Annotated in this window: 14 protein-coding genes; 2 read left to right on the top strand and 12 right to left on the bottom strand. The window is 72.8% G+C overall.

Features of this window, described 5'->3' with window-relative positions; all coding sequences use genetic code 11:
- Nucleotide 1: 1 nt before the first annotated feature.
- Together B0E54_RS04175 and B0E54_RS04170 are read right to left on the bottom strand one after the other, a co-directional pair.
- The gene (locus tag B0E54_RS04175; protein ID WP_234581912.1) at nt 2–430 is read right to left on the bottom strand and encodes a hypothetical protein; all 429 of its coding nucleotides are present in this window, start codon (nt 428–430) and stop codon (nt 2–4) included.
- Between the two features lie 71 nt (nt 431–501).
- On the bottom strand, nt 502–1,383 hold the full coding sequence (locus B0E54_RS04170; protein WP_234581911.1) for an endonuclease/exonuclease/phosphatase family protein: 882 nt from the start codon (nt 1,381–1,383) through the stop codon (nt 502–504).
- 102 nt (nt 1,384–1,485) lie between these two features.
- Here B0E54_RS04170 and B0E54_RS04165 point away from each other — a divergent pair, with 102 nt between their 5' ends.
- The gene (locus tag B0E54_RS04165) at nt 1,486–1,815 is read left to right on the top strand and encodes an NIPSNAP family protein (RefSeq protein WP_234581910.1); all 330 of its coding nucleotides are present in this window, start codon (nt 1,486–1,488) and stop codon (nt 1,813–1,815) included.
- 45 nt (nt 1,816–1,860) lie between these two features.
- Here the strand turns inward: B0E54_RS04165 and B0E54_RS04160 are convergent, their stop codons facing one another.
- Entirely contained in the window at nt 1,861–3,054 is a 1,194-nt protein-coding gene (locus tag B0E54_RS04160) for an endo-1,4-beta-xylanase (RefSeq protein WP_234581909.1), read from the bottom strand.
- 320 nt (nt 3,055–3,374) lie between these two features.
- Nucleotides 3,375–8,837, bottom strand: a complete 5,463-nt coding sequence (locus B0E54_RS04155) for a carboxyl transferase domain-containing protein (RefSeq protein WP_234581908.1) — start codon at nt 8,835–8,837, stop codon at nt 3,375–3,377.
- A 488-nt stretch (nt 8,838–9,325) separates the two neighbouring features.
- Here B0E54_RS04155 and B0E54_RS04150 point away from each other — a divergent pair, with 488 nt between their 5' ends.
- Nucleotides 9,326–10,576 carry a phosphodiester glycosidase family protein gene (locus B0E54_RS04150; protein ID WP_234581907.1) on the top strand — a complete coding sequence of 417 codons (1,251 nt, stop codon included), beginning with the start codon at nt 9,326–9,328 and terminating at the stop codon, nt 10,574–10,576.
- A gap of 101 nt (nt 10,577–10,677) precedes the next feature.
- On the opposite strand, the gene B0E54_RS04145 is transcribed toward B0E54_RS04150, so the two are convergent.
- The 8 genes from B0E54_RS04145 to B0E54_RS04110 form a co-directional block, all read right to left on the bottom strand.
- Nucleotides 10,678–11,481 (bottom strand): methyltransferase, encoded by an 804-nt coding sequence (locus tag B0E54_RS04145; protein ID WP_234581906.1) that lies wholly within the window; start codon nt 11,479–11,481, stop codon nt 10,678–10,680.
- Nucleotides 11,482–11,553: 72 nt separating this feature from the next.
- The gene (locus B0E54_RS04140) at nt 11,554–12,324 is read right to left on the bottom strand and encodes an ABC transporter ATP-binding protein (protein ID WP_234581905.1); all 771 of its coding nucleotides are present in this window, start codon (nt 12,322–12,324) and stop codon (nt 11,554–11,556) included.
- Nucleotides 12,324–13,067: an ABC transporter ATP-binding protein gene (locus tag B0E54_RS04135; RefSeq protein ID WP_234581904.1), complete on the bottom strand. Its 744-nt coding sequence runs from the start codon at nt 13,065–13,067 to the stop codon at nt 12,324–12,326. The genes B0E54_RS04140 and B0E54_RS04135 overlap by 1 nt, the downstream gene beginning before the upstream one ends.
- Nucleotides 13,064–14,092 (bottom strand): branched-chain amino acid ABC transporter permease, encoded by a 1,029-nt coding sequence (locus tag B0E54_RS04130; RefSeq protein ID WP_234581903.1) that lies wholly within the window; start codon nt 14,090–14,092, stop codon nt 13,064–13,066. The genes B0E54_RS04135 and B0E54_RS04130 overlap by 4 nt, the downstream gene beginning before the upstream one ends.
- Nucleotides 14,089–14,985: a branched-chain amino acid ABC transporter permease gene (locus B0E54_RS04125; protein WP_234581902.1), complete on the bottom strand. Its 897-nt coding sequence runs from the start codon at nt 14,983–14,985 to the stop codon at nt 14,089–14,091. The genes B0E54_RS04130 and B0E54_RS04125 overlap by 4 nt, the downstream gene beginning before the upstream one ends.
- Nucleotides 14,982–16,175: an ABC transporter substrate-binding protein gene (locus B0E54_RS04120; RefSeq protein ID WP_234581901.1), complete on the bottom strand. Its 1,194-nt coding sequence runs from the start codon at nt 16,173–16,175 to the stop codon at nt 14,982–14,984. The genes B0E54_RS04125 and B0E54_RS04120 overlap by 4 nt, the downstream gene beginning before the upstream one ends.
- Before the next feature lie 38 nt (nt 16,176–16,213).
- Entirely contained in the window at nt 16,214–16,618 is a 405-nt protein-coding gene (locus B0E54_RS04115) for a roadblock/LC7 domain-containing protein (RefSeq protein WP_007460021.1), read from the bottom strand.
- A gap of 16 nt (nt 16,619–16,634) precedes the next feature.
- On the bottom strand, nt 16,635–19,013 hold the full coding sequence (locus tag B0E54_RS04110; protein ID WP_234581900.1) for a nitrate- and nitrite sensing domain-containing protein: 2,379 nt from the start codon (nt 19,011–19,013) through the stop codon (nt 16,635–16,637).
- Nucleotides 19,014–19,049: the final 36 nt, after the last annotated feature.

Genomic DNA, 19,049 nt, shown 5'->3' with positions numbered 1-19,049 from the left:
GTCAGCCACCGACCAGGGCGACGAGCCGGACGAACGCCACGTCCGGGTCGGTGCGCAGGTCGATCTCCTCGTCGAGGTCCTCGATCTGGCGGTCGCCGACCAACAGCAGGAAACCGTTACGGGCGAACGCGGCGCAGGCGCGATCGGCCTGCGCCACCCAGTCCAGTCGCCTGCCCGGGGTGACCCGGTAGCCGTTCAGCGTCGCCTCCGTGTCGGTCGGCTGGACCAGGCCCCGAAAGTGCCGCGGCTGCTGGGCGTTGAACCGCGCCACCTCCTCGCGCACGCGCAGCCGGACCAGCTCCCGTGCCGAGATGCGCTCCGGCAGGCCCGCCAACGGCCAGCTCTCGATGGCTCTGCCGGTCGCTGTCTCATCCCGAACGATCACCGTGACCATGCCCTGTGCTCCCTGCTGTGCGATGGGCGGCAGCATGGCACGACAGTCCGACGAAAAGCGGCCTCGCACCCGGCGAGGACGCTGCGGAAGGTCCCCAGCACGTCACGTCAGCCGCGTGGGTCGTCGATGACGAGGGTGGCCAGCAGGGCGGGGTGGTCGGTCACCCCGACCATGCCCACCGAGCGGGCGCAGCAGAGCATGACGTCGGCGCTCGCCAGGATGTGCTGCACCGCTCCGTCGTCGACGCGCGGGTATCCGGCCGGCGGGCAGGACCGTACGTCGGGGTCGTCGCCGAGGCGGAGGTTGAGGTCGCCGCTGAGCACGGTGGGCGCGTACCCGCTGCTTCGCCGGACGGCGGGCAGGATCTCGTCGAGCAGATGGCCGCACTGGCTGAGGGCGACGGCGCGGCTGGTGGCCGCCAGGTGGGTGGTGCAGGCGTTGAGGGCGCCACCGACGTCGACGCAGAGCCAGGGCCGTTCCTCCGGGTCGGCGAGGTCCTGGGTCGGGTGGATTCCACTGTGTACGGCGTACCGGCCCTCGGCCGTCGCCAGCCGGGCCAACAACCCGATGCCGTACGCCTGGCCGTTGCGGCACCGGGTGTCGGCGCCGCTGGGACGGTCGCCGGCGGCCTTAAAGGCGGACACGACAGCCGTGTCGGGGTGGGTGGCCGCGAACACCGCCTCCAGGGTGGGCACGTCGTCCCGGCAGATCTCGTTGAGGGTGACCACTGCGGGTCGCTCGGCCCTGATCACCTCGGCAGCCCTGGTCAGCGCCCGCCCGGTGTAACAGCCGGCGCGACCGCTGTTGCACAGGTTCATCTGCAGCACCCGCACCGTCGTGGGCGCGGACGCCCCGGCAACCGGCGATCCGGCCGGCACCCCGGCGACGGCGATGAGGCAGCCGACGGCGAGGGCTCGGCGGAGCGCGCGGTACGGGCCGAGGGGTCTGCCTCGACGGCGGGCGGTGTCGCCGCGCCGATCTGTCGACATGCGGGCTCCGGCAGGGGGAGGCGACAGTCGTCGCCGAGGTGCCCGTGATCCTACTGCCGGCCGTCGCGCGGCAGGGTCCGGCGCGAGCCCTATGGTGGATCAATGATCACGTGCGTCGTGCACTACACCATCGACCCCGCGCAGATCGAGGCGTTCGAACGGTTCGCCCGCGCATGGATGCGGCTCGTGGCGCGGCACGGCGGCGTGCACCACGGCTACTTCCTGCCCGCCGAGGGCGCCAGCGACCGGGCCGAGGCGCTGTTCAGTTTCGAGAGCCTGGCGGCGTACGAGCGGTATCGCGCACGGTTCGGCCACGACCCGGAGTTCGTCGCGGCCGACGCCATCCGCGACGAGTCCGGTTGTGTGGTGCGCTACGAGCGGACGTTCATGCGCCCGCTGCTGCCCGGCGACGACCTGGCCGCGCCGCGCTGACACGGGCCGTGCGGGGAGGGTGGACCCCGCACGACCCGTGTCGGTTCAGCGGTGCGGCCTGGGCGCGATGCGCGGCAGGACGTACGGCGGACCGGCGAAGATCAGGTCCGACTTCAGCTCCTGGTACGCCCGCTTGGGCTGGTAGTTCTCGTCGTAGATGGTGGCCAGACCCTCGGGCGGGTCGTTGAACCAGTCCGGCACCCACGAGTACTTGTCGCTGAAACCCCAGACGGTGTACGACAGGCAGGTGCGCACCGCGAGGCACGCCTTCATCAGCACGCTGAAGTTGGCCGCCGACGCCTGCAACCGGGGGTTGATCTCCTCGGAGTTGCCGGCCTGGACGCCGGCGGTCATCTGGCTGCGGACGTCGACCTCGGTGAACGCGGTGGCCAGACCGAGCGCGGCGAACCGCTTCAGGGCGGCGGTCACCTGCAGGGTGTCGAAGTTGCCGTACTGGGTGCCCAGGTGGCCCTGCGAGCCAACGCCGTCGATCGGGACGCCCTGCGCGCGCAGCCGCTTGGCCATGTCGTAGACGAACTGCGTCTTGTCGTCGGCCGGGTTGCCCGAGCCGAACGCCTCGATGTTGTAGTCGTTGTAGAACAGCAGCGCCTTGGGATCGGCGGCGCGGGCCCAGCGGAACGCGTCGGCGATGTAGTCCGGGCCGAGGTTCTGCGCCCAGAAGCCCTTGTAGTGCAACGTCGACGGGGTGTCCCAGGGGTCGCTGACCGCCTCGTTGACGACGTCCCACTGCCAGATCTTGCCCCGGTAGTGGTTGACGACTGTGGTGATGTGCTTGCGCAGCAGCTCGCGCAGCTCCTGCTTGGAGATGCTGCCGTCGGCAACGCCGCTGGTCAGCCAGGCGGGCAGTTGGTTGTGCCAGACCAGCACGTGGCCGCGCACGGCCTGCCTGTTGCGCTGGGCGAACTCGACGAGCTGGTCGGCGGCCGTCCAGTCGTAGGTGCCCCGGGTGGGCTCCAGGCTCTCCCACTTCATCGCGTTCTCGGCCGTGACCGAGGAGAACTCGGAGGAGGCCAGCCGGCGGTACTGCGGGTCGCTGGCGTCGTTGAGAGCTTCCGCGTTCACCGCGGTGCCGATCTTCAGACCGTGGCGCTGGCCGAGGGTCGCGAGGCTCTGTGTGGTCGGGTCGTACGGCCGGCTCGCGGTGGCCGGCATCGTGTTCAACGCCGCAGCGGTCGCGGCGGCGACGAGGCCGGCGCTGATCCACCGTCTTGGCTTCATCTGCCTTCCTTTCGGCGATGATCGACAAATGTCGATCTTTGAAGGGAGGGTGCGGCCCGGGGATGAGTGGGCGGGGTGCGGTCTCGGGCTCGGTGGCGCTCCCCGAAGCACCGGAAACTCGTTCGAAACATTATGGCCGTCGATGGGCCTCGTCAACTCTGAAAACTTCCGGAAAAAAGTCGGGTGAGCTGCGCGACTGTGGACAGTCATCGGATGAAAGTTTCGACGGTGCGCGGCCCGGCCGGCGGGCCAACGACAGCGGGGACGGCACCGACCGCGATGGGTCGGCGCCGTCCCCACAGTGCGGGATCGGCAGCGGATCAGCCGCGCAGACGCGCCTCGATGGCCTCGATGATGCGCGGACGCAGCTCGGCGGCGCGGATGACGGCGTCCACCGAGCCCACCTCGACGGCGCGTTGGATGTTGTGCACCCGGTCGAACTCCGTTGCCACCTCGCCGAGCTTCTCCGCCCGCACCGACGAGCGCAGCTCGTCGAGCTCGGCGGCGAGCGCGGCGCGCTCGGTGCCGGCCGCGGCGGCGACGCGAGCCTCCAGGGCTCGCACCCGCTCGTCGGCGGCGGTACGGGCGTTGACGTCGGCGGAGAACACCACCGCCGCGGCGGGAGCGCCGCCGAGCACCGAGGCGAACGACCCCTCCAGCGCCAGCACCGTCATGCTCGGGTTCAGCGCCTTCGAGAACACCACGAACGCGCCGCCGTGATAGCGCGAGATCACGCAGAAGACGATCGGGCCCTGGAAGTTCACGATCGCCCGGCCGATCTCCGCGCCGTACTCCAGTTGCAGCTTGCGCATCGACTCGGGCGAGCCGTCGAAGCCGGACAGGTTCGCCAGCACGACCAGGGGCCGGTTGCCGCTGGCCGCGTTGATGGCCCGCGCGGCCTTCTTCGACGAGCGGGGGAACAACGTGCCCGCCGTGTAGGTGTCCGGGCCGTCGGTGGGCGGGAACCCGCGCCGCGGCACCGACCGGGACTCGATGCCGAGCAGGCACACCGGGATGCCGCCGAGGTGGGCGTCCTGCACGACAGCCGTGTCGGCGTCGGCCATGCCCGCCCACCGCTCCAGCACCGGGTGGTCCTGGTCGGCGAGGGCCCGCAGCACCGTCCGGATGTCGAACGGCTTCTTGCGGTCCGGGTTGGCCTCGGCGGAGAAGATCTCACCCACCGTGCGGAAGGGACTGCCCACCACGTCGTGCGGGAACGTCGAGACGTCACGGTCCACCGGGTCGGTGGTGACCGCCCGCCGCGGCGCGTCCTCGCCGGGAGCGACGTACGTGTGCTCGTAGTGGGCCATCAGCACGTCCCGCGCGGCGGTCAGGTTCGGCGCCCAGTACTGCGCCTGCCCGTTCGGACCCATCACCCGGTCGTAGCCGCCGATGCCGAAGTTGTCCTCGGCGGACACGCCGCCGGAGAAGTCGAGCGACTGCTTGCCGGTGAGCACCATCGCCGAGTCCGGCGTCATCACCAGGACGCCCTTGGTGTGCATGAGCATCGTGGCCTCGGCGTTCCAGTACGGCTGCGCGCCGACGTTGATGCCCGCCACGACAATGTTGATCTCGCCGCCGGCCTGGGTGAACTCGACGATCCGCTTGAGGGCGGCGGCGACCCAGTCCATGTTCTCCGTGCCCGAGGTCATCGAGATCCGGGCGCCTGCGGACAGCGCCCACCACTCCAGCGGCACCCGCATCCGCTCCGCCAGGTCCAGTGCGGCGATCACCCGCCGGCACTCCGGCTCGGACAGCGCGCCCAGCGACTTCGTCGGGTCGCCGAGCAGCACGACCCGGGTGACACCCTCGGGATGCAGCGCGGCCGGCGTGGTGACGACACCGGCGACGATCGCGGCGCGGTTGCGCCCCTTCGGCCGGTCCACCGGCACCAGCGCGTGCGCCTCGTCGAGGTCGTGCTCGACGAAGTCACCGAGTCGGCTGGTCAACTCGTACGGGTACACCGTGTTGCGGCTGCTGGCCCGCAGCACCTTCAGCCGGTACTCGTCGAGCGGCTCGAGCGGCTCGACCGGCGGCGTACCGACGGTCAGCTCCGCGCCGCCCGCGGCGTCGAACGAGATCCGTACCGCGATCTTGGACAGCTCGCCGGTGCGACGGTCGCGCTGGCGCGCGATGAACAGGATCTCCTCCAGCCCGGCGCCCACTGTCGTCGGGCGCACGCGCCCGGCGATCATCTCCATCTCCTCGCGGGTCAGCTCGCTCGGCGGCCAGACGTAGATGACGATCCGGTTGGTGGTGAAGCGCGTCTTGGACGGCCGCCGCGACTGGGCCCGGCGGATCGAGTCGAGGCACGCCGCGACCGCGTCCTCGGCGGTCGGCAGCGCCACCAGCCGGCCGTCCTGCTCGCGCAGCTCGGTCAGGTCGCGGACCTGGGCGAACGCCACGAGACGCTCGTCGGCCTGGTTCTCCCGCGCCACGCACTGGAAGAGGTAGACCTCCTCGTCGGACGACGGCAGCCGGGTCAGGTCGAACTTGTGCAGCCGCTCCAGCTGCATCCGCTGCGCGATGTACGGGTGCAGACCGCGGATCAGCCGGTCCTCGACCATTGCGCCGTCCGACGGGCGGAAGGTGAAGTGGTGGTGCATGACCGCCCCGCCGCGACCCGCGACGGTGGCGGTGAGCCTGCGGACCCGCGCCGGCAGCGGATGCGCGGTGATCACCTCAAGCAGCGCGGCGGCCATCGCGTCGAAGTCCTCCGGCTGGTTCTCCCAGCCGAGGTAGATGTCGGCGTCGACGGAGTCCTCGTCGCCGGCCAGCTCGGCGAGCCCCCGCAGCGCCCCGCCCAGCGCGTCAAAGCTCACCGCCGTGGAGACCACACTGGAGTCCGCGCGTTCGGCGACCACGAAGGCGCAGTCGGCGACCTCGCGGGTCCGTACCCGGGTGAGGGCCTTGTTGCCGTAGTAGCGGCGGGTGAGCACCTCCAGCATGACCGTGTTGTCCAGGTGGTCACGGACCAGCCGCTGGCCGAGCAGACGCACCAGCGGCTCGGTGCTGCGGACCATCTCGGCGATGCGCTCGGCGCGGTCGGGGGCGGCGGGGTGCGCGTCCAGGTGTCGCAGGTGCGCCCGGATCTGGGCGTAGACGCGGGCCCGGTTGCGGCGCAGCAGGGGCTGCGCGAACCAGGCGAACACCACGCCCCGGGCCAGGTCGGCGATGGCGGGGAAGCGGACCTGCGTCGCGGCGATCAGCCGCTCCAGCGCCAGACCGGCCGGCTCGCGCAGCGACTCGTCCGGCGGGGTCTCCCGCAGCCACTCGCGCAGCAGCGACGCCACGACCGTGGCGTCGGCGGACGCGCGCTGCTGGGCCAGGAAGATCCGGAACACGGCGGCTTCCAGGCCGGGGGAGCGCTCCAGGTCGGTGACGCCGTAGTGGCTCAGCGCCTTGGCGAGCCGCGCCTGGAAGGCGTCGGGCAGCCCGGCCCGCTCCACGTCGAGGCTCTGCAGGTAGGTGTGGAAGTACTCCCGGGCGCTGCGGACGTGGGCGCCGCCGTCCTCGCCGGTCGGCCGGTTGCGGCTCAGCTCGGCCAGGTCGGCGAACACGTCGACGAGGTCCACCTCCGCGGCCAGCGGTCGGTGCCCGTCCTCGGCGGCCATCCGCCGCACCACGAGGTAGTCGTCGAGCACCCGGCGGTCGTCGTGCGGGTCGACGTCGAAACCGAGCAGCAGGCCGCGCAGATCCTCCTGACCGCGCCGGCTGCGCTCGTACGCCCCCGCGTTGTCGTCGGCGGCGGGCAGGTCCAGCTCGACGCTGGCGACGCTCGGGCCGGCCGCGGCCTCGCCCGCGTCGTCGGCGAGCGGCTCCAGCCGCAGCAGCGGCGCCCCGGCCTCCACCTGGCTGCCGACCGAGACGGCGCACTCCTTGAGCCGGGCCCTGAACGGCGCGCGCAGCACCGTCTCCATCTTCATGGCCTCCAGCACCAGCACCGGCGCCCCCGCCTCGACCTCGGCGCCGACCTCCAGCGGGGTGGCGACGACAAGCGCGGGCATGGGCGAGCGCAGGACGCCACCCTCGTCGCGGCTGACCCGGTGCGTCACACCGTCGACCTCGACCAGGTGGGTCGGGCCGTGCGTGCCGGCGAGCAGGCGGTACCGGATGCCGTTGACGACGATCTGGCCGGTGTGCCGGTCGAAGCGGTCCAGCTCGACGTCGGCGGTGCGCACGGCGTCGCCCGCTTCGATGCCGACGCGGAACCGGTGTGCGCCGATCCGCGCCACCCGCATCCGGTAGGTGACCCCACGCAGCTTGAGGTCCAGCGGCCGGCCGCTGGCGTGCTGCACCTGCGGGCGGCCACCGGCGGCGGTCGACAGCAGCCGTTGCCGCTCGGCGCGCTCCTCCTCCTCGTACGACTCGATGGCGGCGGCGGCCAGGGCGACCGCGGAGTGCCGGTGCGTGACGAGTCGGCCTTCGCCCCGGACCCGGTCGATCCAGCCGGTGTCGGCGCTGGCGTCGATGATCTCGGGCTGGTCGAGCAGGTCGAGCACGAAGCTCTTGTTCGTCGCGCCGCCCTCGATGATCACCGTGGTGTTGGCCATCGCCCGGCGCAGCTTGCCGAGCGCCTCGTCGCGGTCGCGCCCGTACGCGATGATCTTCGCGATCATCGAGTCGAAGTCGGCCGGGATGGTGTCGCCCTCGCTCACACCGGTGTCCACCCGGATGCCCGGGCCGGCGGGCAGGTCCAGCCGCGCGATGCGCCCCGGTGACGGCGCGAAGTCCCGGTCGGGGTCCTCGGCGTTGAGCCGGGCCTCGATGGCGTGCCCCCGCTCGGCCGGCGGCTCGCCGACGAGCCGGCCGCCGGACGCGACGTGCAGCTGCGCCTTGACCAGGTCGAATCCGGTGGTCAGCTCGGTGATCGGGTGCTCGACCTGGAGGCGGGTGTTGACCTCCAGGAACGCGAACAGCCGGTCGCCGGGGTGGTAGAGGAACTCGACGGTCGCCGCGCCCCGGTAGCCGACCGCCACGGCGAGCCGCTCCGCCGAGGTCTTCAGCTCGGCCGCCTGGGACGCGTCGAGCACCGGCGAGGCCGACTCCTCGATGACCTTCTGGTTGCGTCGCTGCACCGAGCAGTCGCGGACGCCGAGCGCCCACGCGGTGCCCTGGCCGTCGGCGATCACCTGGACCTCGACGTGCCGGGCGCCGGTGACCAGGCGCTCCAGGAACACGATGCCGCTGCCGAACGCCCGCGCCGCCTCCTGGCTGGTGCGCTCGTACGCGTCGACGAGTTCGGCCTCGTTGGTGACCACGCGGATGCCGCGCCCGCCGCCGCCGGCCGTCGCCTTCAGCATGAGCGGGTAGCCGATCTCGGCCGCCGCCGTCCGGGCGGCGTCCAGGGTCTCGACGGCGCCGCGGCTCCACGGCGCGACCGGTACGCCGACCTCCTCGGCGATCAGCTTCGCGCCGATCTTGTCGCCGAGCTGGCGCATGGCCTCCGGGCTCGGCCCGACGAACGTGACCCCGATCTTCTCGCACAGCTCGGCGAACGCCGGATCCTCGGCCACGAAGCCCCAACCGACCCACGCGGCGTCGGCGCCGGTCTCGGTCAGGGCGCGTTCCAGCGTCGCCAGGTTCAGGTACGGGCGCGCGGAGGCCGGCCCGAGGTCGTACGCGATGTCCGCCTCGCGCACGAAGGTGGCCGTGCGGTCGACGTCGGTGTGGAGGGCGACCGTCTCGATCCGGCTGCCCGTCTCCGCGGCCAGTTCCCGGACCGCGTGGATGAGCCGCATGGCGGCTTCACCACGGTTGACGATGGCGACACGGTTGAACACCCGACTGACCCCTTTGGTAGACCATGATGTGCGTGCCGGAAGTCGACGGCTCCCGGCAGTGGTCACTTTTCCGGCTCCGGACGGGCAGCGCCATGGCGCAACCGCCGAACCAACAGTCGCTCTGTTGTAGGAACCCAACAAAACTTTTTGGCTGTCGGGGCGTTGGCGTCGGATCTTCGCCCGATCCTCAACGTGGATGCCCAGATGTCCGTTGAGCGGGTGTTTGCCGTCATTTCGACGGTTGCGGGGCCGGACTGGCCGCCACGAAGAGGCCACCTCCGGTACGGCAGCCGTCTGTCCCATATTCAGATGTACCGCAGTCGTCGGCAGTTGATCAAAAAGGTGTGGGTGGTTCACCCCGGACGTCCCCGTCGTTCATCGGCGGGTGATCCGCTGACCAGGAAGATCATCGCCGGCCCGGGCCAGTCGCCCGTCCGGCGGGAACCTGCGGGCATCGGCCCGCAACCGCACCGAAGGAAGGAACGGCGATGAGGCCATCGAAGCTCGTACGCCCGGGTCTGGCGCTGCTGCTCGCCGCGGGGCTGAGCACGTCCGCGACGGCGGCCGACGCCGCCGGGATCGCGACGACGTCGTCGTCCGTGGCCCCGGTCACCGTCACGTCGAGCGAGCAGCTCGCCCCGGGTGTTACGTACGGCTCGTTCCAGGTGGACACCCCGCGCGGCGCGGCCGTCGGTTACCTGCTCACCGCCGACCTGCGCAGGAACAGGGTGTCGGTGGACCTGCTGCACCCGGACACCGTGGCGCAGCGCCAGGTCGTCTCGGCGATGACCAACGCGCAGGGCGCGATCGCCGGCGTGAACGGGGACTTCTTCAACATCAGCGAGACACACGCCGGCGTCGCACCGACCGGCTCGTCCTCCGGCCCGGAGATCGCCGACGGCGAGCAGCTCAAGTTCGCCGTGCCGACCGCCCAGCGCTTCGGGCCCGGCCTCGCCCCGGGCACCTCGACCCGCGACGTGTTCGGCGTCGGCGTGAACGGCGAGGCGCGTGTCGACACCCTGAGCCTCACCGGCGAGGTCCGCAGCGGACCGCACGCGATCGCCCTCAGTGGCCTCAACCAGTACGCGCTTCCGGTCGGCGGTGTCGGCCTCTTCACCTCCGCCTGGGGCACGGCCTCCCGGGTGCGGTCGACCTGCGGCAGCGACACCAGCCGCAACGACCCGTGCAGCACCCGCACGTACGAGGTGACCGTCCGCCGTGGAGTGGTGAGCGCGGTGGGTCGGACGCCCGGTGCGGGCGCGATCCCCGCCGACAGCCAGGTGCTGGTGGGCCGTGAGGGTGGCGCCGACGCGCTCGACGACCTCGCCGTCGGCGACCGGGTGGCGGTCCACGAGAAGCTCGCCTCCGCCGGCGCTCCCAAGCTGACGTTCGCGGTCGGCGGTGCGCCGATCCTGCGCGACGGCGTGCCGCTGGCCGGCCTCGATACCAGGACCGCAGCCGTGCGCAGCGCGGCCGGCGTCAGCCCGGACGGCAGGACGGTGTATCTCGTCGCGCTCGCCGGCCGTGCCCCGGCCAGCGCCGGCCTCACCATCGCCGAGCTGGCCGACGTGCTGCGCTCACTCGGCGCGCACGCGGCGGTCAACCTGGACGGCGGCGGCTCGACCACTGTCGCCGTCCGCGAGCCGGGCCAGGCGGCGGCCACCGCCCGCAACAGCCCCTCCGACGGTACGGAGCGCGCGGTCGCCAACGGCGTCGGAATCTTCGTCGGCCGTCACTGACCGAGCTGTCCGGGTTGGCGCACCGCCCGCGCCACAGTTCTTTCCTAGGACGCTTGAGGGGGTGTGCGGCCCGCCACGCGAGGCGGGCCGCACCGGGGGGTCTAACCGGCCAGACGGCCGCGCGTGGAGACGAAGTGGTACGACATGACGGCGAACGCGGGGTCGCGCGTCAGTCGACGAAAGGCGGTGAGCTGCTGGGGCGACAGACCCGCCGCCAGCAGGTCCGGCTCCAACTGCCGGGAGTTCGTCTCGTAGAGCGACGTGCCGCTCGACCCGCCCGCCCAGCTCTGCGAGTGGGTGATGGTGTCCACGTCGACGAGGCCCGCGAGGACCATCTCGGTGTGCACGTCCTGCGCCCACCCCAGGTCGGCGCCGTGGTCCTGCAACACACCCATCATGGTGTCCATCACCTGCGCGAACAGCTTCGCGGCGTCGTCGCTCGGCGCGTTCAGCACCCGCACCGGCGTCGTGCAGTCGAACTCCTCGACGAGCAGCCAGCCGTCGGGCGCCAGCGCGCCCGCGAGGGTGCGCAGGACCCGTCGGCGCTCGGGCAGGTGCAGCAGCACGAGACGGGCGTGGACCAGGTCGAACGTGTCCCCGGGCGGGAGGTCCGCGCGCACGTCGTGCCGGCGTACGCGCAGGTTGCCCTCCGCCACGAGGTGCGTGGGGTCGATGTCGGTGGCCAGCACGTGCCCGTCCGTGCCGACCGCGCGGGCGATCCGCCGGGCCATCGAGCCGCCACCGGCCCCGACCTCCCAGCAGGTCGAGCCGAGGCGTAGCACCGGGCGGGCCAGGCGGCGCATCGTGATCGGGTCCAGGAAGGACTCCAGCGCCCGCATCTGCGGGACCGCGTCCGGTGCGCCGTTGTCGAAGGTGTACGCGCCATCACTGGTGGGGGTCGCCATCGTCTTCTGCCTCTCCGAGAGGGATCGGGTGACTAGCGGGGTGTCGGCCGGTGGGCCGACGGATCGGGTGACCTACGGGGTGTCGGCCCAGAGCCGAGGGGTCGATCGGGTCACCGGGGGCGACGCGGTGGGGGCGATGCCGACGATCGCCTCCAGCGGACCCGGGTCGCTGCGCGCCTCGGTTGTCGGCCGGTCGTAGACGACCCGGCCGTACTCCAGCACCGCGACCCGGTCGGCGACCTCGATCGCGTGGCGGAGCTGCTGTTCGACGAGCAGCACGGTCAGACCTCCGGCGGCCAGGTGGCCGATGAGGTCGCGGACCCGGGCGGCCAGGTCGGGGGAGAGCCCCTCGCAGGGCTCGTCGAGCAGCAGCACCCGTGGCTGACCGAGCAGCGCGCGAGCGATGGCCAGCATCTGCTGCTCGCCGCCGGAGAGCTCGCAGCCGCGGTGGCGCAGCCGTGCCGCCAGCCGGGGCAGCAGTTCGAGGATCCGGGGCACCGTCCAGCCCTCGCCGCCCGGTGTCGCGGCCCGCCACGGCGACGCCGCCAGGACGAGGTGCTCGGCCACCGTCAACCGGGAGAAGACCCGCCGGCCCTGCGGCACGAGGCCGACGCCGGACTGGGCGACCCGGTGGGGCTGCCGCCCGGCCACGTGGACGCCGCCGATCTCGATGCGTCCGCTGGAGGCGCGCACCAACCCGGCGATGGTGTGCACGAGGGTGCTCTTGCCCGCCCCGTTGCGGCCCACCACTGCCTGGATGCTGCCCGGGTGCACCCGGAGGTCCACCTCGTGCAGCACGATCCCCCCGGCGTAGCCGGCGCAGAGCCGCTCCACGTACAGCATCAGGACATCCCGTCGGCGTAGGCCTGCCGCACCAGCGGCGAGGTACGGATCTCGTCAGGTGTGCCGGCGGCCAGTGTCCGGCCGTCGCGCAGCACGGTGACGGTGTCGCAGAGGGCGTACACCAGGTCCAGATGGTGTTCGACCAGCAGCACGGCGACCTCCCGGGGCAGCGCCGCCAGCAGCTCGGCCAGCCGGTCGACCTCGGTGGCCGACAGCCCGGCCGCCGGCTCGTCGAGCAGCAGCAGGCGCGGACGGCCGGCGAGGGCCATCGCGATCTCCACCTGCCGGCGCTGGCCGTGCGCGAGGTGACCGGCCGGCACCGTCGCGAGATCGGACAGGCCCAGCTGGTCGAGCAGGCCGGCGGCGAGCCGGCGGGCCGTGCCCCGGGTCCCACCGGGCCACCACCTGCGACGTCGGATGGTTCGCGGCAGGGCGGCGACCTCGATGTTCTCGATCGTGGTGAGGGTCGCGAAGACCGCGGGGCGCTGATGGGTCCGGTTGATGCCGCGGCGGGCCCGCGCCGCCGGACCGAGCCGGCTGACGTCGCGGCCGGCGAAGCGCACCGTGCCGCGCTGCGGCCGTGTCGTGGCGCCGAGCACGTTGAGCAGGGTCGTCTTGCCGGCCCCGTTCGGCCCGATCACTGCGTGTCGCTGGCCGTCGTGCACGCACAGGTCGACGTCGGTGAGCGCGGCCAGCGAGCCGTACCGCACGCTGATCTTCTCGGCGCTCAGCAGGCAGTTCATACCCGCAGCTCCGGCGTCGGGCCGCGGTCGCGGGTGGGTGTCGCAGCCGGCTGGCGCGGCGCGGGGATCGGTGGCCGGGATCCGCCGCGCGGTCGGCGGACCCGGGTGACGCCGGTGGGCAGCAGGTAGACCGTCGCCACGAACAGGGCGCCCAGCACCAGCGGCGCGTGACCGGGCAGCACCCCGAACAACCAGTCCCGTACGGCGATGACGAGCGCCGCCCCGACCAGCGCGCCGCCGATCGACGCGGTGCCGCCGATGACGACCCCGAGCAGGAGCAGCGCGGAGGTGTCGAAGCCGAAGTCGGCGGGGGAGATGTACTGCTGGGCGACGACGAGCAGGGAGCCGGCGGCGCCGGCGATCGCCCCGGCGGCGACGTGTGCGCCGGACAGGTACAGCCCCACCCGGTGCCCGCTGGCCCGCAGCCGCATCTCGTCGTCCCGGCCGGCGCGCAGCAGCGGCCCGACCCGGGTCCGCAGCAGCAGGAGCACCGCGCCGACGAGTGTCGCCACGACGGCCAGCGTGTAGAGATAGCGGGCCTGGTCGGTGGCCAGGACCGGCAGCCCCCACAGTGGACGGACCGGGGTGATGCCGGCCAGGCCGTCCGTGCCACCGGTCACCGACCGCCAGCGCCCGAGGACGGTCACGGCGAGTTCGCCGATCGCCAGGGTGATCATCAGGACGATGACTCCCCGGGCCGGGACGATCAGCGGCAGGGTCACGGCGGCGAGCGTCGCCCCGGCCAGCGCCGCCACGGCGACCTGCACGACGCCGACGTCGGAGACCTGGCTGCCGAGCACGGCGCTGGCGTACGCGCCGGCGGCGTACGGCGCGGTCTGGCCCAGGGTGGGCATGCCGGCGACACCGGTGAGCAGCGCCACGCTCACCCCGACCAGGCCCAGCGCGAGCGTCCGGGCGAGGATCGCCGCGGTGTAGTCGTCCACCACCCACGGCACCACGACCAGGCCGGCCAGGACGACCGTCGCGACGGCGAGACGTACCCGGCGGATCACCTCGTCCCTCACGCCGCCGCCCACCGTGGGGCCAGGCCCCGTGCCCGCACGGCGAGCACGGCGGCCATGGCGGCGAACAGCAGGAACGGGGCGGCCGACGGCAGCAGCGCCACGCCCAGGGTCTGGATCTCCCCGATCGCCAGCGCCGCGAGCAGGGTGCCTCCCATGGATCCGAGGCCGCCGAGGACGACGACCACGAGCGAGAGCAGCAGCACCGTGTCGGCGGTGTCGGCCCCGGGGCCGATGATCGGGGCGCCCAGAACCCCGGCCGCGCCGGCCAGCGCGCCACCGGCGGCGAGCACACCGACCCGGATCCGCGTGGGGCTCACGCCCAGGCAGGCGACCATCTCCGGGTCGTCCACGGCGGCGCGGACCAGCATCCCGGCCCGGGTCCGCCGCACCGTCAGGTAGAGCCCGGCCGCGAGCGCCGCGGCCACGACGATGAACACCAGCCGGTACGCGGCGTAGCGGTGCCCGGCGACCGCCACCGACCCGTCGAGGGCGGCGGGCACCAGCACCTGCGGATCGTCGGGCCCGAAGCCGGCGACGAGCAGGCTGCCGCCGGCCAGCGCCACCCCGAAGGTCAGCAGCGCCTGGGTGAGATGGTTGCCGGTGGCGACAGGTGTGAGCAGGCCGGCGAGCAGCACACCCGCCGCGGCGGCGGCCAGCACGCCGACACCCAGCGCCAGGGCCAGACTCGCCCAACCGCCGTCGAGCAGCGCCGCGGCCGTGTAGCCGCCGATCGCGTACAGCATGCCGTGCGCCAGGTTGAGGATGTTGGCGACGCCGAAACAGAAGACCAGGCCCGCCGCCGCCACGAAGACGAGCAGCCCGTAGGCGACACCGTCCAGCGCCGGGATGACGTACGGGTCGATCCGGTTCGGGCCGGCCGCCACCGCGATCACCGGCCGATGGTCGCGAGGTCACCCACGACGGTGTTGGACAGCGCCCGACCGTCCTGGCGGACCTGACGCAGGTACCACTTCTGCACCGGCGAGTGCGTGACGGTGGAGAACTGCCACGCGCCGCGCGGGCTGGCGATCTGCCCGAGCTTGCCGATCTGCGCGTTGATGGCCTCCGGTGTCGGGTCGTCGCCGGCCGCCCCGATGGCCCGGTCGAGCACCGCCGCCGCGTCGTACGACGCCAGGGCGTACGTCGTCGGCGACCCGTCGTGCTTGGCCTTCCACGCTGCGACGAAGCCCCGGTTCTCGGCGTTGTCGAGGTCGGGGGAGTAGTTGAGCACCGAGAAGATGTCCCGGGCCGCCTCGCCCTGCGCGTTGAGCACGCCGCCCTCGGTGAGGAAGCCGGCCGCGTACAGCGGAATGTCCTTGATCTCGGACTGCGCGTACTGCTTGACGAAGTCGACGGCCGCGCTGCCGGCGTAGAAGGTGTAGACCGCCTGCGCGCCGGACGCCTTGATCCGCGCGAAGTACGGCGTGAAGTTGGTGGTGGCCGGGAACGGGGTGAAGGTGGTCTTGCCGTCGGGGTTGGCGAGCGTTCCGCCGGCCTTCGCGAATGCCTCGGTGAAGCCGCGCAGCTCGTCCCAGCCGCCCTGGTAGTCGGGGCCGATGGCGTACACCGAGCCCTTGACGTTGTCCTTGACGTGCTGGGCGATCGCGGCGCCCGGCTCGTCGGAGAGGTACGAGGTGTGCCAGACCCGGGAGACGTCCTTGATCTCGGGTCGGCCGTTGGAGCCGACGAGCGGGACCTTGGTCTCCTGCAGCAGCGGGTAGACGCCGGCCACCGAACCGCCGCCGACGATGCCGGTGAGCGCGGCCACGCGGTCCTGCTTGAGCAGCTTGGTCGCGGCGGGCACGGCGGTCGCGGCGCCGTTGCCCTCGTCGGCGACGACGAGGTCGACTTGCCGGCCGCCGAGCTTGCCGTCGTGCGTGTCCAGGTACAGCTCGAAGCCGTCGCGGATCTCCTTGCCGACGGACTGGTACGTGCCGGACAGCGAGGCGAGCAGACCGATCTTGATGGATCCGCCGCCGGTCGTGCCGGGCTCATCGTCGGCGCAGGCTGTGCTGGCGGTCAGCACGAGCGCGAGCAGCGCGGCGGTGAGGGCACGGCTGCGCGCAGGGGTGGTGAGGGACATGTCGTCTCCAGGGGAAGGGGAGGGGTCTGTCGGTGGGGTCAGCGGCTGCGGGCGAGCGCCGCACGGGCCGCGGGGGTCAGCGCGTCGCCGATCCGGTTGGCCAGCTCCGTCATCTCGTAGGAGACCTTGCCCACGTCGCACTCGGGCGCGGCGAGCACCAGCAGCGACGCCCCGTCGTTGAAGGCCATCGAGAACATGAATCCGCCTTCGAGCTGGGTGACGTTGGAGATCACCGCCCCCGCGTCGAAGAAGGCAGCCGCGCCGCGCAGCAGGCTGACCAGGCCGCTGCCCGTCGCGGCGAGCTGGTCGGCCCGGTCCGGCGGCAGGTCGCGGGTGGCGGCCACCATCAGGCCGTCACTGGAGATGGCTATCGCATGGCTGACCTCGGTCGCGCGCTCGGCGAAGCTGTCCAGCAGCCAGCCGAGGTCCTGGTGGTCGGTCACGTGCTCTCCCTGTCGGTCATGAATTGCCGCTGTTGATCGGGGTGCGTCGGCGGGCCGCCACTCCGCGCGCGTACGCGGCCATCGCGCTGGCGACCTGGGCCGGGTCCCGGTATTCGGAGCGTTGTTGTTGCGGCGCCACGGTGACGCCGCCGGGCACCAGGTGTCGTTGCGGCTGCCGTTTGGGCAGGCCGGAGTTGGTGGTCGTGGCCACGTCGGGGGTGTGCGCCTGCGCGGCGGTACGCCAGGCGTCGTCGGCGGGGCTGGACCACTGCCGGCCGTCGGAGGAGTCGACGACATCGGCGTGGAACCAGTGGTTGACCTGTTCGAAGATGAGCAGCTCCTCGGTCGGCGCGTCGCCGGGGTCCACGCTGGGCGTCGGGCGGAACACGGGCGCCGCCGGGAGGGTCCGCGCGGCGGGGGCGTGCCCGGCGGTGGGCTCGGGCCGCGGCCGGTACGGCGGGGGTGCGGATGTGCGGGCGGCCCGCCGCGACAGCCGGCCGGGCGCGAGCAGGTACTCCTCCGGCGGCAACGACCGGATCATCGCCGCGGGCAGTGTCGCCTCGGCGAGGGTGCCGCGGCGGGGGCCGCGACGCAGTTGGACGCTGGCGCCGAGGCGGGCGGCGAGTTGGCCCACGACGACGAGCCCCATGGCCCGTACGGCGGCGACGTCGATGGCGGGCGGCCGGGCCAGCAGCTCGTTGAGCTGCTGCAACCGTTGTGGGGGCAGACCCACGCCCTCGTCGCTGATCTGGATGATGACCCGGTCGCCGAGGCTGCGGCCGCTCACCCAGGTCTCGCTGCCCGGCGGCGAGTACGCGGTCGCGTTGTCCATGAGTTCGGCGAGCAGGTGCACGACCTCGTCGACGGACTTGGCGGCCACGGCGACGTCGCCGTCGATCATGCCGAGCCGGATGCGCGCGTAGTGCTCGATCTGGGACAGCGCCGCCTGGAGCACCTGTTGCAGCGGGACGTCGTGTCGACGTACCCGGCCCACGCCGACGCCGCCGAGCACGAGCAGGCTGGCGTTGATGCGGCCCATCCGGGTCGCCAGGTTGTCCAGGGTGTAGAGCTGGTCCAGGCGGTCGGGGTCGGTCTCGTCCCGTTCGACCCGGTCGACCTGGGCCAGGACGGCGTCGACAAGCCGCTGTTCGCGTCGGCTCAGGTGGATGAAGATGTCGGCGGTGTTGGCGCGCATCACGGCCTGTTCGGCGGCGGTCCGCACGGCTGCCTGGTGCACGGCGGTGAACGCCTGACCCAGCTCGCCGATCTCGTCGTCGCTGGAGGGTTCCAGGGCCGCGGTGGACTGTTGACGGGCCAGCTCGTCGGGGTCGACGCTCGCGCTGTCGGGGCGCTGCAGCCGGGCCACCACGGCGGGGAGCTGTTCGAACGCGAGGGCGTTGGCCGCGTCGCGCAGCCGTCGCAGCCGGCGGGTGATCTGCCGGGCGACGGCCCAGGTCACGAGCGCGGTCAGCAGCAGCGCCAGCAGGACGCCGATCGCCTCGGCCACGGCCCTGCGACGCTGGTCGGCGTGGGCGGCCCGGACGTCGTCGAGCACCGCGACGTCGACGCGCCCCCGCAGGTCGGCGAGGCGGGCGGCGCGCTGCTGTGTCGTGGTCACCCAGTCGGCGGTCTTCAGGCGCAGTGGCGTGCCCGGCTGGGCGCGGGACACCTCGTCCTGCATCCGTTGCAGGGCGAGCGCCTCCTTTCCGGTGCCGGCCTGCTCCCACCAGATGCTCCACTCGGTCGGGGCGAGGGCCAGGAACGACAGGCTGGACTCGGTGTAGCTGGTGCGGGCGGCGGTGATGTCCTGCTGGGTGGCGGGGGTCAGCTCGCCGGCCGCGACGGCGCGGAGCACGGCGACCTGTTGTTGGCCGATCGCCTCGGCGGTCTTCGACAGGGCGGCCGAGGCTCGGATCCCGTCGGCGAGCCGGGCGTTGACGACGCCGTGCGAGACGTTCTCCCGGAAGGTGATCAGGTCGGCGATGGCGATGCGGTAGCTGAAGGTCATCGCGGACACCGAGGCGTGCTCGGCCGTGCGGACCTGGGTGCGCAGCGGAGCCAGACCGTCCAACGCCGCGTCGATGCGGCGCAGGAGTGCCGCGTCGGCGTCGGTGGGCACCTTGTCGCGTTGTCGGCGGTACCGCTCGACGGCGGCGTCGGTGGCGCCCAGCTCCACGCCGAAGGCGTCCTGCTGCTCTGCGTCGGGGTGGGTGAGCAGGTCGGCGGCGGCGGCCCGTTCGCGTTGCAGCCGGTACGCCAGGTCGCCGGCCTCGGCGCCGAGGCGTGCCACGACCTCGAGGTCGCTGGCGCGGGTCGTCTGGCGCGCGCTCTCGGTCAGCGCGAGGCCGGCGAACCCGATCACGGCCACCAGTGGTGCCGCCACGATGAGGCGCATCCGACCGGCGATCTTCCAGGCGCGTCGACTCCTCGG

The sequence above is a fragment of the Micromonospora sp. MH99 genome (assembly GCF_021442385.1).
Classification (GTDB): domain Bacteria; phylum Actinomycetota; class Actinomycetes; order Mycobacteriales; family Micromonosporaceae; genus Micromonospora.
Note: the sequence above shows the minus strand (reverse complement) of the source record. Positions and strands in the feature narration are given on the sequence as shown.